Origin of the sequence: Aestuariivirga sp. (genome assembly GCF_041738905.1) — a bacterium.
Taxonomy (GTDB): domain Bacteria; phylum Pseudomonadota; class Alphaproteobacteria; order Rhizobiales; family Aestuariivirgaceae; genus Aestuariivirga.
Window position 1 is genome coordinate 1 of sequence record NZ_JBGSOZ010000009.1, and the last position, 15,646, is coordinate 15,646.

At 63.3% G+C, this 15,646-nt stretch carries 14 protein-coding genes; 7 read left to right on the top strand and 7 right to left on the bottom strand.

All coding sequences use genetic code 11. The features are described 5' to 3' along the window. The coding region (locus ACEW8Q_RS00715) for a hypothetical protein (RefSeq protein WP_373502131.1) at positions 1–187 on the bottom strand (187 nt) is incomplete at its 3' end. Positions 188–254: 67 nt separating this feature from the next. Between ACEW8Q_RS00715 and ACEW8Q_RS00720 the strand changes: the two genes are divergently transcribed. The 3 genes from ACEW8Q_RS00720 to ACEW8Q_RS00730 all read left to right on the top strand — a co-directional run bounded on the left by ACEW8Q_RS00720 (position 255) and on the right by ACEW8Q_RS00730 (position 4,047). Next, positions 255–1,103: a dienelactone hydrolase family protein gene (locus ACEW8Q_RS00720; RefSeq protein WP_373502132.1), complete on the top strand. Its 849-nt coding sequence runs from the start codon at positions 255–257 to the stop codon at positions 1,101–1,103. Positions 1,104–1,149: 46 nt separating this feature from the next. Further along, a complete protein-coding gene (locus tag ACEW8Q_RS00725) occupies positions 1,150–2,361 on the top strand; it encodes an APC family permease (protein ID WP_373502133.1) in 1,212 nt (403 codons plus the stop codon). 66 nt (positions 2,362–2,427) lie between these two features. Beyond that, on the top strand, positions 2,428–4,047 hold the full coding sequence (locus tag ACEW8Q_RS00730; RefSeq protein WP_373502134.1) for a lysine--tRNA ligase: 1,620 nt from the start codon (positions 2,428–2,430) through the stop codon (positions 4,045–4,047). Between the two features lie 35 nt (positions 4,048–4,082). Here ACEW8Q_RS00730 and ACEW8Q_RS00735 read toward each other — a convergent pair whose 3' ends face one another. Next, positions 4,083–5,420 (bottom strand): CHAT domain-containing protein, encoded by a 1,338-nt coding sequence (locus ACEW8Q_RS00735; protein WP_373502135.1) that lies wholly within the window; start codon positions 5,418–5,420, stop codon positions 4,083–4,085. Between the two features lie 28 nt (positions 5,421–5,448). Continuing rightward, positions 5,449–6,084 carry a helix-turn-helix transcriptional regulator gene (locus tag ACEW8Q_RS00740; protein WP_373502136.1) on the bottom strand — a complete coding sequence of 212 codons (636 nt, stop codon included), beginning with the start codon at positions 6,082–6,084 and terminating at the stop codon, positions 5,449–5,451. 112 nt (positions 6,085–6,196) lie between these two features. Between ACEW8Q_RS00740 and ACEW8Q_RS00745 the strand changes: the two genes are divergently transcribed. Both ACEW8Q_RS00745 and ACEW8Q_RS00750 read left to right on the top strand, forming a co-directional pair. Continuing rightward, positions 6,197–6,538, top strand: a complete 342-nt coding sequence (locus ACEW8Q_RS00745; RefSeq protein WP_373502137.1) for a DUF952 domain-containing protein — start codon at positions 6,197–6,199, stop codon at positions 6,536–6,538. Beyond that, positions 6,535–7,620, top strand: coding sequence for a quinone-dependent dihydroorotate dehydrogenase (locus ACEW8Q_RS00750; protein ID WP_373502138.1), 1,086 nt, complete (start codon positions 6,535–6,537; stop codon positions 7,618–7,620). The genes ACEW8Q_RS00745 and ACEW8Q_RS00750 overlap by 4 nt, the downstream gene beginning before the upstream one ends. On the opposite strand, the gene ACEW8Q_RS00755 is transcribed toward ACEW8Q_RS00750, so the two are convergent. Beyond that, positions 7,596–8,387 (bottom strand): transporter substrate-binding domain-containing protein, encoded by a 792-nt coding sequence (locus tag ACEW8Q_RS00755; RefSeq protein WP_373502139.1) that lies wholly within the window; start codon positions 8,385–8,387, stop codon positions 7,596–7,598. The genes ACEW8Q_RS00750 and ACEW8Q_RS00755 overlap by 25 nt on opposite strands. A 194-nt stretch (positions 8,388–8,581) precedes the next feature. On the opposite strand from ACEW8Q_RS00755, the gene ACEW8Q_RS00760 reads away from it, so the two are divergent. Then, positions 8,582–10,249, top strand: coding sequence for a glycosyltransferase family 2 protein (locus ACEW8Q_RS00760; RefSeq protein ID WP_373502140.1), 1,668 nt, complete (start codon positions 8,582–8,584; stop codon positions 10,247–10,249). A gap of 47 nt (positions 10,250–10,296) precedes the next feature. Here the strand turns inward: ACEW8Q_RS00760 and ACEW8Q_RS00765 are convergent, their stop codons facing one another. After that, positions 10,297–10,524, bottom strand: a complete 228-nt coding sequence (locus tag ACEW8Q_RS00765) for a hypothetical protein (protein ID WP_373502141.1) — start codon at positions 10,522–10,524, stop codon at positions 10,297–10,299. A 306-nt stretch (positions 10,525–10,830) separates the two neighbouring features. Here ACEW8Q_RS00765 and ACEW8Q_RS00770 point away from each other — a divergent pair, with 306 nt between their 5' ends. Beyond that, the gene (locus ACEW8Q_RS00770; protein WP_373502142.1) at positions 10,831–12,999 is read left to right on the top strand and encodes a beta strand repeat-containing protein; all 2,169 of its coding nucleotides are present in this window, start codon (positions 10,831–10,833) and stop codon (positions 12,997–12,999) included. A gap of 12 nt (positions 13,000–13,011) precedes the next feature. Here ACEW8Q_RS00770 and ACEW8Q_RS00775 read toward each other — a convergent pair whose 3' ends face one another. After that, positions 13,012–14,247 (bottom strand): hypothetical protein, encoded by a 1,236-nt coding sequence (locus tag ACEW8Q_RS00775; protein ID WP_373502143.1) that lies wholly within the window; start codon positions 14,245–14,247, stop codon positions 13,012–13,014. Next, the coding region (locus tag ACEW8Q_RS00780) for a hypothetical protein (protein WP_373502144.1) at positions 14,219–15,646 on the bottom strand (1,428 nt) is incomplete at its 5' end. The genes ACEW8Q_RS00775 and ACEW8Q_RS00780, both read right to left, overlap by 29 nt.

The window sequence follows — 15,646 nt, forward strand, 5'->3', positions numbered from 1 at the left end:
GGGCGGCGCGGATCGCGGCGCGCGAGGCTTGCGCCGCGATGCCGAGACGCTCGATCAGGAAGGCCGAATGGCAGATCAGGTGCGGCGTGGAGGTCAGGCGTTCCAGCGCGCGCGAGGGCTCCATGGGTTCGCCGCCAATGATGGCGCCCATGCCGGACGCCACGGCAGTGCGAAGGTTCGAATCCATTGTCATCCTGTTGCCAAGGTGCCACGTTTAAAGACCCTGACGGCTGAACGGAAGAGGAACGACGACAATGGACCAGAAATACATCGAGCTTTTCGACCGCTATACCCACGGTGCCATGAACCGCCGCGACTTTCTCGAGCGTTTGAGCCTCATGGCCGGTTCGGCGGCGGCGGCCACGGCCCTCCTGCCTGTCCTCGAAAACAACTACGCGCAGGCCGAAGTGGTGCCCGAGAACGACCCCGCCATCAAGGCGGAGGACGCGGAAATCGCCCCCGGCATCAAGGGCTATCTGGTGCGGCCAGCCGCTGAGGGGACTTATCCCGCTGTTCTGGTCATCCACGAAAACCGCGGCCTCAACCCTCACATCCGCGACGTCACGCGGCGGATGGCCAAGGATGGCTTCATTGCCTTCGGCGCCGACTACCTGACGCCGATGGGCGGAACGCCCCAGGATGCCGACAAGGCCCGTGACATGATCGGGCAACTCAAGAAGGAAGACACGCTTGCCTATGGGCAGGCTGCCATTGCGGCACTCACCAAGATTGCCGGGTCGAACGGCAAGGTGGGCGCCATCGGCTTCTGCTGGGGCGGCGGCCAGGTGAATGCACTTGCGGTGGCCGCCGATCCGAACCTCAAGGCCGGTGTCGCCTACTACGGGAGCCAGCCCAAGGAGGGTATCGACAAGATGGCTGCCCCCATCATGCTGCATTATGGCGAACTCGACGAGCGCATCAATGCAGGGATTGCCGACTATGAGACGGCGCTGAAGGCCAACGGCAAGACCTACGAACTGTTTGTTTACAAGGGTGCCAACCACGCCTTCAACAATGACACGAACGCGGCGCGCTACAGCAAGGATGCGTCCGACCTCGCCTGGAGCCGCACGGTGGAGTTCCTGAAAAAGCACCTGGGTTGACGCGTATCAAATCCCTTGTGAGGGCAATGGCCTAGAGGGGAAGGCCATGAGCAGCGATTCACCAACACAGCTGCGGCGGGTTCTGAGCCTGCCGTGGCTGGTTTTCTACGGCGTTGGCGTCACCATCGGCGCCGGCATCTTCGCGCTGATCGGCGAGATCCTCGCCATCGCGGGCGATCATGCGCCGTGGGCCTTCCTCGTGGCCGGCGTGGTCGCGGGCTTCACGGCTTTCTCCTATGCGGCTCTATCATCGGCCTATCCGCGTGCTGCGGGCGAGGTGCTTTATGTGAAGCACGGAATCGGCGAGTGGGCAGGGCGGCTGGTCGGCTACAGCCTCGTCGTCACCGCGCTGATGTCGAGTGCCGTGATATCGCTGGCTTTCGCGCGGTATGTATCGAGTTTCTCTGGGCTGCCGGAAGCCGTGGCCCTGCTCGGGGTGATCACTGTCTTGTCGCTGGTGGCAATTGCCGGGGTGCGCGAAAGCGTCGGCGTTGCCGCCGTCATCACGGCGCTGGAAGTTGGAACGTTGATCGTCGTCATTGCGGTTGGCCTCCCGCCCGCAATTGAATCCGGTCTCATCTGGCGGTCTGTCGCACCTCCTCTGGAGCCCGCATTGTGGACCGGCGTCATGGCTGGCGGATTCCTGGCCTTCTTTGCCTTCATCGGCTTTGAGGACATCGTGAACATGGCGGAAGAAACGGATGATGCTGCCCGTGTCATACCCAAGGCCGTGATCTGGACATTGGTGATCTCGGTTGCCGTCTATGCGCTGGTTGCCGCAGTCGCGGCGTCCCACCCGGACCGCGCCGCGCTCATCGCCAGCAAGGCGCCTCTTGCGGTGCTCTTCGAAGGGGCCACGGGTCAATCGGGTGCGGTGATCGCTGTCATGGCGTCCATCGCCATGGTGAACGGCATCCTCGTGCAGATCGTGATGGGAAGCCGCGTGCTCTACGGCATGGCGGAAGAGGGGATGGTTCCGCGCGTGCTGGGCTGGGTTCATCCCGTGCGGCAGACGCCGCTGGCGGGAATACTCTCTCTTGCAGCCGTCATCGCACTTCTGGCGCTCACCGTGCCGCTGCTGCAACTGGCTGAATGGACCAGTCTCATCATCCTCGCGATCTTTACACTGGTGAACGCCAGCCTGTTCCTTTTGGGCAGGAAGCCGGGCGCCCCCGGGAAGCTGCGCCGCTGGCGCTTGTGGGGACTTGCCGGGGCCTTCGTCTCGATGGCGCTGGTGGTCAGCGAGATCGTGTCCTGACATTGACCTCCGGGCTCCGCGTCCCTAAGAACGCGGGCCATTGCCAACCCGGAAGCTCCCCTCAAGATGACCGCCGATCCCGTTCTTCGCGCCGCCGCAGAAACCAGCAAGGCCTGGCCTTTCGAGGAAGCCCGCAAACTGGTGGCGCGCGTCAAACGCACGGGAAAGACGGAAGTGCTGTTCGAGACCGGATACGGTCCTTCAGGGCTCCCGCACATCGGCACCTTCGGCGAGGTGGCGCGCACCACCATGGTCCGGCGCGCCTTCGAGCTTCTTTGCGATGTTCCCACGCGGCTGCTGTGCTTCTCCGACGACATGGACGGCATGCGGAAGATTCCGGAGAATGTGCCGGATCGCTCCTTTCTGGAGCCGCACCTGCACAGGCCGCTGACCTCGGTGCCCGACCCCTATGGCGGCTACGAGAGCTACGGGCATCACAACAACGCGATGCTTCGCCGCTTCCTTGATACGTTCGGCTTCCAGTACGAGTTCGCGTCGGCCACCGACTATTACAAGTCGGGCAAGTTCGATGCGATGCTGCTGAAGGCGCTCGAGAAGTTCGACGACATCATGGCCGTGATGCTGCCGACGCTGGGAGAAGAACGCCAGGCAACCTACTCGCCCTTCCTGCCGATCTCGCCCATTTCGGGCCGGGTGCTCTATGTGCCGATGAAGGATGTGAACGCCAAGGCGGGGACCATCACCTTCACCGACGAGGACGGCACCGACGTGACGACGCTCGTCACCGGCGGGCGCACCAAGCTGCAATGGAAGCCCGACTTCGGCATGCGCTGGGCGGCATTGGGCGTCGATTTCGAGATGTTCGGCAAGGATCACCAGACCAACGCGCCGATCTATGACCGGATCTGCGAAATCCTCGGCGCGGAGGCGCCGGAGCACTACGTCTACGAACTTTTCCTCGACGACAAGGGCCAGAAGATCTCGAAGTCGAAGGGCAATGGCCTGACGATCGACGAATGGCTGACCTATGCCGATCCCAATTCGCTCTCGCTCTTCATGTACAACAAGCCGCGCGAGGCGAAGCGGCTGTACTTCGACGTGATCCCGCGCGCGGTCGATGACTACGCGGCCTATCTCTCGGCCTACCAGCGCCAGGCGGAGAAGCCCACCGACCGGCTGATGAACCCGGCCTGGCACATTCACCAGGGCAATCCGCCGGCACCGGAAGAGGGCGGCATCTCGTTCTCGCTGCTCCTGAATCTCGCGGCCGTTGCGAACGCGCATGAGAAGTCGGCACTCTGGGGCTTCATCCGCCGCTATTCACCGGAGCTTTCGCCCGAGACCCATCCGCGCCTCGACGCGCTGACGGGCTATGCGCTCCGCTACTTCGACGATTTTGTGAAGCCGAAGAAGCAATATCGTCTGCCTACGGAAGATGAAGCGAAAGTGCTGTTCGAACTCTCGGCCGCCCTTGGCACCTTGCCCGAGCATGCCTCGCCCGACGAGATCCAGCAGAAAGTCTACGACATCGGCCGCCGCGAGCCCTACACGACGACGCAGAAGGACGGTTCCGTCGGCGTGGCGCAGAGCTGGTTCAACATGCTCTATCAAGTCCTGCTCGGCGAAGAAAAAGGCCCGCGCTTCGGAAGTTTCGTGGCGCTTTACGGCATCGAGAATACGCGTGGGCTTATCGCAAGGGCGGTGAAGGGCGAATTGGTAAAGTAGGTTCCGGCCAACATCATTGAGGCATCCCAAATCTGTCAGGGTGCCAGCACCATCGAGACGCCGAAGATCTGGAAGGCCGCCCATTTCAGGGGGTCGGGGAATTTCTCGCGTGCGGTGATCGTCGCCTGCCGCAACGCTTCGGACGGAGTCATGGTCCGCAGATTCTCGTAAAAGCGTTGCATCTGAAATTGCGTGGCCGCGTCATCGACATTCCACAGGCTCATCACCGTGTTCGATGCGCCGGCAAGCTGGAAGCCGCGTGCAATGCCGGTGATGCCTGCATCAAGCACACGGCCGAGCCCGCTCTGGCATGCACTGAGGACCACGAGCGGGTGTGATGAAAGGTCCAGGTCCATGATGGCGCGCGGCGTCAACGGGCCATCGCTCAGGGCGAGGAAACTCCCGTCCATCGGATCGTCGGCATCGCTCAACCCGTGGGCCGCGATGACCAGCAGGTCGGCCTTTGACGCCTTCTCGGCCAGCCGCGCAGGAGTGGCATCGCGTGAGAGATAGAGCGTGCCGCCAAAGATGGCGTTGGCGGCCACGGCTTCGGCCTCCGCTCCGGGCAGGCTCGGGAAATCCCAGCCCGGCACCGCAGCGTGCGGATTCCCCAGTACCAATGCGTTGCTGAAGCCCGGCACCCATCCATAAAGCTTGGTGTCGATATCCTCGGCCAGCGTGAGGATATTGACGGAGAAGAGGTCGATGCTGCTGCGGCCATCGCCAAGTGGTTCCAGCACCGCGAGCGGAATTGTGGAGATGGGGCCGACTGGAATGATTGATACCGTGGTGGTCTGCGCAAGTGCATCGCGGAAGGCCAGCGGGTAGAGCAGTTCTGAGGCATCGCGAACGACATCGCCGAATGCTCGCGTTGCTATTTCCTGCGCGATCTCTTCAGCGCTTACAGCCTGCCGGGTGGGTGCGCGGCTTGCTGTCCTGAGACCGTCCGCAATCGTGGCCCTGATCTCTGCCGCCAGTCCCTTGAGGCGATGCGTTCCGTTTTCGACACGTGCATAGTGGCGCGAAATCACCTGCGAGCTACCGCGCGACCACAGGAAGGCGCAAAGTGCGGTCTTGTCCCATGCGTAGAAGATGAGGTTCTCGCCGGTGCGTTTCCCGACATAGTCCCGTGCGCGGCGGTCGAAGTCGTCAAGCCTCACGCCGCTCCACTGAATGTCTCGGGACCGCATGAGTTCTTGCGCGGCGAGTTCGTGGAATTCCTCGGCACGCGCGAGGGCTTCGTCCTCGTTCGCGGCGCAGACGGAGTCTGAGGTTTGAGCACCGGCAGACAACTCAAAGCAGAAGAGAAAGGCAATACAAATCGCCAGCATTCGCGCCGGGATCGTCAGTGCCGCTGCGAGGCGTTTCCCCATGGCGCCAGATTCCGATGCCAGCGCCAGCCTACTGGCTCGCCCACATGATGCGGGCCACCCAGTCGACGTCCTTCATGTCCAGCACCTTGGTGGCGTGGCTGGGGTTGAAGGAGGCGAGCTCGAGCGTTTTCGAGGTCTGGCGCTGCATGACCTTTGCCATTACCTGTCCATCGGCAAGGCGGGCTACCACGCGGTCGCCCTTGCGGATGGTTGCTGCGGGCGACACGATGATGATGTCGCCCTCGCGGTAGACCGGCGTCATCGAGTCACCGGTGATTTCGAGTGCATAGGCATTCTGGTCGGTGACGCCCGGCACCTCGATCTCGTCCCAGCCGTTTCCTGCCGGAAAGCCCGAATCGTCGAAGAAGCCGCCCTTGCCGGCCTTGGCGAAGCCCATCAGCGGGATCTGCTTCAATTTTGGCGGCTGACCTTTTTTCCCGATGAGAAGCTCGGAGAATTCATCGACCGTGGCGCCCGATGCCTGGAGCAGGCGCGAGATCGATTCCATGGTGGGCCAGCGCGGGCGGCCATCAGGGCCGTTGCGCTTCGAGGGATTGAAGGAGGTGGGGTCGAGCCCCGACTTCTTGGCGAGGCCCGAGGCCGAGTAGCCATAGCGCTCGGCGATCGTGTCGATCGCGTTCCAGACCTGCTTGTGACTGAGCATGTTGCCGCCTCTCTGCTGCTGCCTCTGCCGTAAAACTTTCTTATGGATAGGAACGTATACCTTGCCAGGTGCGGATTGTCCAGACGGCGCGGGGGGCCTATGGTCCGCGCCCATGCGAATCCTCTTCAAGATCCTCGATGCGGGCGAATGGTCCGAAGCCGTGGCCTGCGGGCAATTCGATGGCTCCGCCGTCGACCTCAAGGACGGCTTCATTCATTTGTCCGCCGCGCACCAGGTGCGGGAGACTGCAGCCCGGCATTTTGCGGGGCGGGATGGCCTCGTGCTGGTGGCCTTTGCCGAACATGATCTCGCTGGCCTCACGTGGGAAGCCTCGCGCGGGGGCGATCTCTTTCCGCATGTCTACGGTGCCATCCCCACCCGTGCTGCAATGTGGGTGAAGCCGCTTCCGCTGGAGAACGGCGTTCACAGGTTTCCAGGCGAGGCGGGCGCGTGAGCCTTGCCTCCCTGGCATTTCCTTTTGCGAAGCCGCTTCTGCACCAACTCGATGCCGAGACGGCGCATCTGCTGACCATCCGTGCGCTGAAGATGCTGCCGGCATCTCATGCCGCCACAGGAGACGCGCGGCTGGCGGTCGAGGCATTCGGCCTGAGCTTCCCCAATCCACTAGGGCTTGCCGCCGGGTTCGACAAGAACGCCGAGGTGCCGGATGCGATGCTCGCGCTGGGGTTCGGCTTCACCGAAATTGGCACGGTAACGCCAAAGCCGCAGGCCGGAAATCCGCGGCCCCGCCTGTTTCGCCTGTCCGAGGATGAAGCGGTCATCAACCGCATGGGCTTCAACAACGAGGGCCATTCTGCGGCCCTGGCGAGATTGAGGGCGCGGCGCGCGCGTGGCGGCATCGTGGGCGTCAACATCGGCGCGAACAAGGAGTCCGCCGACCGCATCGGTGACTATGTCGCGGGCATCGGTGCTTTTTCGGGCGTTGCCTCATACTTCACGGTCAATATCTCCTCGCCCAACACGCCGGGGCTTCGTGCGCTGCAATCTCGTGGCGAACTCGAAGCCCTTCTCGAGCGGCTGAACGCGGCGCGTGAACGGCAGGACCTGCGCCCGCCAATGCTGCTCAAGATCGCTCCCGATCTTCGCGACGACGAACTTGAGGATATTGCCGGGGCCTGCGCCGACGGTGCTGTCGATGGCATCATCGTGTCGAACACCACGCTGTCGCGCGACGGCCTGCGCTCACACTTCAAGGGCGAGCAGGGTGGCCTGTCGGGGCGGCCCCTGCTTTCGCTTTCGACCTGGCAGCTTGCGAAACTGAGGCTGCTGACCGAGGGCCGGATTCCTCTGGTCGGTGCGGGCGGCGTCCACGATGCGGCCACCGCCTTGCTGAAGATCAGGGCAGGGGCATCGCTGGTGCAACTCTATTCGGCGCTGGTCTACAAGGGGCCTGCACTGGTCACCGAAATTCTTTCTGGTGTCGCGCAAGAACTCACCCGCAGCGGTGCCAGCCTGTCATCGCTGGTGGGCAGCGCCGCCCAGGAGATCGCTCACCAGGGATTGAGCGGCACATAGGTCCTGATGATCCGCGATGTCGCTCCCGAAGCCTGGGCCATGTCGAGGCCGTAGTCGAAGGCGGCGCGCAGATCGGGCCTGTCGCGGCGCACCAGGAAAGCCAGGTTGCGGCTGAAGGAGTCGAAGTCGGAGAAGGCGCTGTCGAGGAGTTCGCAGCAGGAGGCCGACGTCTCTCCCGTCACCCAGTAGATGACCGCGAGGTTGTCGCCGAAGAGGGCGTCCACTTCTCCGGCCTTCAGTGCCGCGCCAGCAGCAGCCCAATCGTCAAAAGGTACGATCTCGGAACCGCCATAGGACGCGGCAAGCCAGTTGGCATGGACCGTGTCTTTCACCACCGCGATGCGCCTGCCGGAAAGCCCCTGCGAATCGGCGGACAGGATCTCGGCCCCGCGCTTGACGGCGAAACGGGCCATGATCCGGAAATAGGGCCTGGTCATCCGGGCTACGGCGAGGTTGGCCTCGTCGAGGCGGGGTCCTGCGATGACGCCATCCGCCTCACCGCGGCTCAGGGCCTCCATGATCTCGCCATAGGGGCGGGCCTCGATGCTGCAGCGGAGTTTTGCCTGTTCGCAGGCGGCAAATGCCAATTCGACCGAAAGGCCGGCCAGAGCTCCCGAATTGGACAGGAAGCTGAAGGGCGCGAAGTTCGAGTCTGCCACCAGACGGACGGTGGTTCCCTCCGGCAATGCGGGCGGTTCTGCACCGGACACGGTGCGGAACAGCGGCGGGTCATAGGGTTTGAGCGCTGTTTCCTGTGCGTTTGCCATCACAGATAGAGTGACGTAGAGAAAATACACCCATAAGGCGGTTGATATCTTTACGTAAGGTCGCATCACTTGATGACTTGGCTTGGTTCTGGCCGGGAAAAGCACAGGTATCCCTTTTGGACGGCGGCGATTTCAACGGGTTTGGCGAAGCACCCGGTCTGCCGCTGAGCATAGCGGGGGGCGGGGCCGGTGTCTTGCCGAGATTCGACCGGCAGGACCTGTGCGAGGCCTTGCGTCGGTTGCCGGAGGAAGACCTCGAACTGGCACTGCGGACAAAGATCGTGCCGCTGGTCAGTCTTCCCGGCGTGAAGCTCTATGCCGCCTGCGGCCCGGCGGCGCTGGACTTGGCGCATGTCCGGCAACTCAACGTCATGGCCTATGCCGAAAGCGGCGACCTGATCGCCGCAGCGCGGGCCGTTCATGGCACTGCCCTTCTGGGCGAGGCGACACGGGGCCTGATCCGCCGCCAGCCCGAAGCGTCCGCCAGCCGCCGCATGACGCAGGCACAGGTCAACTGCACCCTGGTTCTGGCGGGTGCTGCCGTGACGGCGTCGCTGCTCCTGCCGTTCCAGACGGTGTGGTCGCTGGCGTCGATCCTGAGCGGCATGTTCTTTCTCGGTGTCGTGGCGCTTCGCGTGCTGTGCCTGATGCCGGCATTGCCGCGGCGGATCATCCGCCCGCCACAGCTTCCCGACCGGGTCCTTCCCGTCTACTCGGTCCTGGTCCCGCTGTTCCGCGAGACATCCGTGCTGCGGCAATTGCTGGATGCTCTTGCACAGCTCGACTATCCCTCTCAGTGCCTCGATATAAAGCTCATCCTCGAAGAAGAAGACATTCTCATGCAGAAGGCGTTGGCCGGTATCAGGCTGCCGCCGCACTTCGACGTCATCGTGGTGCCCGCCGGCAAGCCGCAGACCAAGCCCAGGGCGCTGAACTATGCCCTTCAGTTCTGCCGGGGCGAACTCCTCACGATCTATGATGCGGAAGACCAGCCGGAGCCGGACCAGTTGCGCAAGGCGGCCGAATATTTTGCTGCCGCATCGCCCGATCTTGCCTGCATCCAGGCACAGCTCGCCTTCTACAACATCAACGAGAACTGGCTTACCCGCAACTTCACCATCGAATATGCCGTGCTCTTCGGCGTGCTGCTGCCGGTTCTTGCCAATCACCGGCTGCCACTGCTTCTCGGCGGCACGTCGAACCACTTCCGCACCCGTGCGCTTCGGCAGGTCGGTGCGTGGGATGCCTACAATGTGACGGAAGACGCCGATCTCGGCCTCCGCCTCGCGCGCAACGGCTACGATGCCGCGACGCTGGACAGCGTCACCTACGAGGAGGCCAATACGCGGCTGCTCAACTGGATGAAGCAGCGCGCACGCTGGCTGAAGGGCTTCCTTGCCACATGGCTTGTGCATATGCGTTCACCGCGGCGCTTTTACCGTGAGGTGGGCCCGGCCGGATTCTGGGTTGCGCAGGCGATGACGCTTGGCGTCTTCGCATCGGCACTTCTTCATCCCCTCTGCCTCGTTGCCACCGTCGTGATCTATGCGGCCTATCCGGTAATGCCGTCGGGTGCGGGGCTCTTTCAGGTGATGATTGCCGGGCTCAACCTCTTCATCTTCGCGGCGGGATATGCCGTGACCATCATCGCCAGCAAGCGCGCCCTCAGGCTCCGTGGAATCAGGGGCTGGGCCGGAACGCTGGCCACCATGCCAGTCTACTGGCTGCTGATTTCATGTGCTGCATGGTACGCGCTCTGGCAGTTTGCCGTGGCGCCGTTCCATTGGAACAAGACCGAGCACGGCCTTTCGAGACAGCGTCCGCGCAGGCGGCGCGTGGCAAGGAGAAAGGTGGCATCATGAGATGCCTCCTTGCCTCTGCTACCCGACGGTTGTCCCGCCTCAGGCGATCACGATGCCGGAGCCCAGTCCGCCGGTGATCGAAGCGGCACCCGCCCCACAGGATGGAATTGCTCGAAGTTGATGCCGCTGCAGACGTCGACCGTAAAACTGAACCAGCCGTAGCCGGCACTGCGGTTTTCGATTGCAATGATCAGCGAGTAAAGGCTGGCTTCAAGCATTTCGCTTCGGGCGACGGTGTTGTGCTGGTCATTGGCTGGAAGTCCGGTGACCGGCATGTCTGCATCCAGGAGTTAGTGGAACATTCACGCTATTTGGAATCGAACTTGTCGTTCCGGCCCAGAGAACGTCGCTGTTCGAGGGCAAGATGCTGTCAGAACGACACCGGATGTGAGTGTAACCCATTGAAACAATTGTGATAAGAATTCGTTCTTCGGCAACGTCAAGGCGGCGGTGATGGCGCATGCTCCAAGGTGCGGCAGTCTGGTGATGAAAAGTTTAGGTAGCTGATTCACGCGGCTTCAACCGGAGCGACGTATCGGTTGCTGAATGTGATGTGGCAACCGTGCCAAGGAGTGTGTTGCGTGCCAAAGCTGATTGGAACTTCCGGAAACGACGTGCTCTCAACGGGCACCCGTTATGACGAACTCCAGGGACTCGCCGGAGACGACATCCTCACGGGTGGTGCGGACAAGGACGAGTTGTTCGGCGGCGATGGCAACGACTGGATATCGGGCGGCGCCAACAGGGACGACATCGAAGGTGGTGCCGGTGACGACATCCTGATCGGCGGCGCCGGGGGCGACGATATCGATGGCGGAACGGGCTACGACACGATCAGCTATTCCAACGCGACGGCGCGCGTCGTCATCAGCTTTTCCGCGACGGACCGGAACGGCATCGGCAGCATCTTCACGAACCTGTCTGCCGGCGGCCACGAAGGCGATGCCAAGGACGACAAGTTCACCAGCATCGAGGCCTTCATCGGCTCGGACTACAGCGATCTGGTCGGCGGCGGTGAAATTGCGATGACCTTCTCGCTCGGCAAGGGCGACGATGTCTTCGACACGAATCCGGCTTTCAATGTTGTCGATACGGTCCATGGCGGGGCCGGCAATGATACGGCCTGGGGCGGCACCGGCAACGATATCCTGAATGGTGATGACGGTGCCGACCGCCTGCTCGGCGAAGATGGCGACGACCTGCTTGCGGGCGGCGCTGGTGCCGACCAGCTCGATGGCGGCAATGGCTCCGACACCGCAGTCTACAGCACGTCACAGTCCGCCGTGGTCATCAATTTCGCAACCGGCAGCGGAACGGGCGGCGATGCACAGGGCGACACGTTCTCGTCCATCGAGAAGGCGACCGGCTCGGATTTCGATGACCGCTTCGTTTCGGGCTCCGCGGCCAACGGCTTTACCGGTGGCAACGGTATCGACACGATCGACTATTCCCTTTCCGCTTCGTCCGTCACCGTCAATCTCGGCACGGGCAAGGGCTCGGCTGGCGACGCAGCGGGCGACACCTACAGCGGCATCGAGAATGCTCTCGGCACGGCGTTCGACGACAGCCTGATGGGCAATGCCGAGGCCAACATGCTTGACGGTGACGACGGCGACGACAGCCTCACCGGTGGCGATGGCGCGGACACGCTTCAGGGCGGGCAGGGTGATGACCGCCTCTATGGCGGCGCTGACGCCGATACGCTGATCGGCGGCGCTGGAACCGATACGGCTGACTATCGCGGGGCACTTGCGGGCATTGTTGCCTCGCTCGCAGACGGCGGCACCGGGGGCGAAGCAGCAGGCGACAGCTTCAGCGGCATCGAGAACATCTCGGGCAGCAACTTCGATGACATTCTTACGGGCGATGCCGGGAACAATCGCATCGTGGGCCGCCAGGGCTCGGACCAGCTGTTCGGGGGCGATGGCAATGACGTGCTGGCCGGCGGCGGCGGGTACGATCATCACGATGGCGGTGCCGGCATCGACACCCTTGACTATTCAAGCTCCTGGGGCCGGGTTGTTGTCGACCTGTCGGCAGGCAAGGGCTCGGGCGCAGAAGCTGCCAACGATACCTATGCAAATATCGAGAACGTACTCGGGTCCGGCTTTGACGACAAGCTCGTCGGCGATGCGGGTGCCAACCGGTTGACCGGGGGCGATGGCCTCGACGCGCTGAATGGCGGCAATGGCAACGACGTGCTAGTCGGCGGAGCAGGAGCAGACCAGCTCAATGGCGGTGCAGGTGCCCGCGATGCGGCCGACTACCAATCAGCCACAAGTGGCGTGACCGTGAGCCTTGCCACGGGCGGAACCGGCGGCGAGGCGATGGGCGACAGCTTTGCCGGTGTTGAATTCGTCTATGGGTCTGACTTCGCCGACACGATCACCGGTGACGATGCAATCAACCGTCTCGTCGGCAATGCGGGTGACGACGCGCTCGATGGCGGCAATGGCAATGACTATCTGCTCGGCGGCGAAGGCACCGATATCCTGACGGGCGGTGCTGGCAACGACGTCTTCGTGTTCGAAGGCGTGTTCGGCAGCGACACCATCACCGACTTCGCCGCGGGCGCGGGCCGCACCGACCGCGTGTGGCTCACCGGCACCGGACTTGCTGATTTCAATGATGTGCTGGCCCACGCGTCAGATGTGTCGGGCAATGCGGTGATCAGCATCGATGGCTTCGGCAGCATCACCCTCATCGGGGTGTCGGTCGCGAGCCTTCAGGCGGACGATTTCATTCTCTGAGGCAAGGCTTGTTCAGCCGGGCGCCAGCTGCTGCAGCTTGGTGTTGATCTCAGCCAGCGAGCCTGTCACGGCGGCCTTGTCGGATTCGAGCTGGATGATGCGCAGCCTTGCCTCGATGGAAGCGCCGGTGAACTCCGAGTCCGGCGTTTCACCCAGCACCGCCATGAAGCGGCGTGTTTCCGCAATGGCCCTGTCGAGCCGCATGCGCGAATCTTCCAGACCCGATATGGCCCGCATGTGAGCCTCGCGCAGCGTGCGAACCTGCCAGAGCGCGCCACCTTCCTGGTCGCGAATGGCGGCGATGCGGGCATCGCGCGCGCGCTTCTCGTGGGTATAGCGTTGCGGCGCGAAGGCGCCGAGTTTCATGGAGAATTTGACCCGGCCCGAGAAGCCCTGATCCACGGTATCGAAGCCATCGCCCGTGTCGCTGTCGCTGTAGCCCGCTTCCACCGCCACGTCATAGGCATCCGCTGTCCGCATCTTGCTGCTGATCTCGGCCAGGTCGGCTTCGGCCTTGAGCAATTCGGCGCTGTATTCCGCAGCCGGGCCCGCCAGCATTCCTGCGGCTCCGGCGCGGCGCTCGGCCTCCGACCGCGCTTCGGCGGCGGCGGCATAAAGGCCTTCGATCATGGCTGAAAGAGAGGTTGCCTTGTCGGCTGGCATGTTGCCGGCCTTGATTTCCCGGTCAATCCGCGCCTTCAGTTTCTGCAACTCGCCGCTGCGATGCTGGATCGCGTCGGCCTTGGCGCGAAAGCCTGCCGCAGAAAGAGTCTGCGGTGCCAGGAAGACGACCTTTTGCAGGCCGGCTTCGGCGAGATAGGCCCGGCAGCGGGCTTCCGCCGATTGTTCCAGAAGAGTTGCCTTGCGGAACGACGAGGCACTGAGGCTGACGCTGACCGATCCCTTGGCATCGTCGTCGATCTGCCCCTTGAGCGTCGGAGACCGGAGCACCGTCGCATCGGCTGCCGCATCCTCGGAGAGATACTCGCACCAGGCCGAGCGCTCGGTTGCCGCCGGAACGATGTCCCTCGTGGCCGGAGTTTCGGCAACGGGTTCGATGCGCGGTGCGGGAGGTGCCGCCGCCGCCGTTTCATCCTCGTTGATGGTGGTGAGGCGGAGCGGTTGCGAACTTGCCGAAGTTTCCGACAGCAAGGCCGTGCGGCCGGCGCAGCCGGAAATGCCCAATACCGCTGTCAGCACGAAAAGGGCCGCTGTCCGGCTAGAAGAAGAAGGGTGCCCGGCCGGCATGGATGATCTCCTCGGATGCTGCCGCGGGATCGTCGAGCGTTGCCTCGACGAAGTAGCCGCGGAGCGGTTTGCCAAAAAATGGGTGAACGGCGGTGGATTCGCCGGGGAGCGCCTGGCCGACAGTGCCGGCGCGATGACAGAACAGGACGGTAAGGGCGCAGGAGTAGAGCGGGGCTCCCTCAGCGAAGCTTCTTTCGTTGCCGTAGGGCACGAAGATCACGTCGATGCGGCCCTTGACGGCACGGCCGAGGGCGCCATTCTCGATGTCGGAGATCCGCTGCTTGATCTGCGTGGCCGATTCCTTCAGGAGGTTCTGGCGTTCGGTGGCGGAGGTGAGCTGCGAGGAGGCCTGGTCGAGGATCGAACGGGCGTCGACGGCCTCCTTGGTGAGGAGGATGAGCTCCGCGCTCCCGGATGAGACCTTGCCGATCTTGCCGCCCTCAAGTTGTTCCTTGAGTGAGGACAGCAAGGTCAGCGAAGTCTCGAGCCGGCTGATCTCTCCATTCACCTGATCGAGTTCGCCTTCAAGCGCCGACAGACGCTGCGCGGCCTCGAGCGAGCCGACCCGCTTGGCGTCGTAACTCTTCTTTGTGATGAGGCGCTTGTCGAAGAGGGTGCGGGGGTTGGTGCCCTTGCCGCCGTTGGCCTCTTCCTTGCGGAAATCCGAGATCACCTTCTCGATCCGCGCCGCCTGCTTGCCCGCTATATCGGATTGCTGAAGGCGCGCTGCGATCTCGGATGTGATGGTGCCGTTCATGAAGTCGACCAGCACGGTGGCATCGTCATAGGCAGCCTTTGCCTTGCTGGCCTCGAGCTGGGCTTCGCTCATGCGCTGGCTGTTCTGCGCCAGGGCCACCTGCATTTCGCCCACGTCGTTCACGGCCTTTTCTACCATCTGGTGGCCGCGCGTGAGCGTCATCGGCGCACCCCAGCTCGATGCGAGCAGGAAGTAGCCGATCAGGAAGCCATAGAAGCTGAAGGCGGCGAAGAGGGTTGCCAGCAGCACGAAGGCGGCATTCTTGTAGAGGTTCGAGACCACCGTCATGAAGCGGCCGGCGGTGAGGAAATAGAGTCTGAAGCCCGGCCAGCTTGCGTGTTTCGCCGCGGCTTCAGGAGACTTCAGATGCGCATCCTGCTCAGGATGTTCGGCCGCATGGGCCTCCGCCGCCGCGGGTGGCTCCTTCGGTGCGTCACTATTGCGGCGCTTGCTCCGGCGGTCCGTCACCGCCGCCCTGATCTGGGCCGGGAGCAGCGGGAAGGTGACGACGCAATAGACGCCTGGAAGCCGCAGCATCGGCCCCACGTCGTCGCGGCGTGCGAGCAGGATGATGCGCGGCGGATGTTTCGCGCCAGCCAGTGCCGCGACCAGCAGCGAGCGGGCCTCGTCGGGTTTCGTCAG

What these genes read in the sequence shown, in the direction of transcription:
- ACEW8Q_RS00720 (WP_373502132.1), top strand. Translation starts at nt 255, where the DNA reads ATGGACCAGAAATACATCGAGCTTTTCGACCGCTATACCCACGGTGCC.
- ACEW8Q_RS00725 (WP_373502133.1), top strand. Translation starts at nt 1,150, where the DNA reads ATGAGCAGCGATTCACCAACACAGCTGCGGCGGGTTCTGAGCCTGCCG.
- ACEW8Q_RS00730 (WP_373502134.1), top strand. Translation starts at nt 2,428, where the DNA reads ATGACCGCCGATCCCGTTCTTCGCGCCGCCGCAGAAACCAGCAAGGCC.
- ACEW8Q_RS00735 (WP_373502135.1), bottom strand. Translation starts at nt 5,420, where the DNA reads ATGGGGAAACGCCTCGCAGCGGCACTGACGATCCCGGCGCGAATGCTG.
- ACEW8Q_RS00740 (WP_373502136.1), bottom strand. Translation starts at nt 6,084, where the DNA reads ATGCTCAGTCACAAGCAGGTCTGGAACGCGATCGACACGATCGCCGAG.
- ACEW8Q_RS00745 (WP_373502137.1), top strand. Translation starts at nt 6,197, where the DNA reads ATGCGAATCCTCTTCAAGATCCTCGATGCGGGCGAATGGTCCGAAGCC.
- ACEW8Q_RS00755 (WP_373502139.1), bottom strand. Translation starts at nt 8,387, where the DNA reads ATGGCAAACGCACAGGAAACAGCGCTCAAACCCTATGACCCGCCGCTG.
- ACEW8Q_RS00765 (WP_373502141.1), bottom strand. Translation starts at nt 10,524, where the DNA reads ATGCCGGTCACCGGACTTCCAGCCAATGACCAGCACAACACCGTCGCC.
- ACEW8Q_RS00775 (WP_373502143.1), bottom strand. Translation starts at nt 14,247, where the DNA reads ATGCCGGCCGGGCACCCTTCTTCTTCTAGCCGGACAGCGGCCCTTTTC.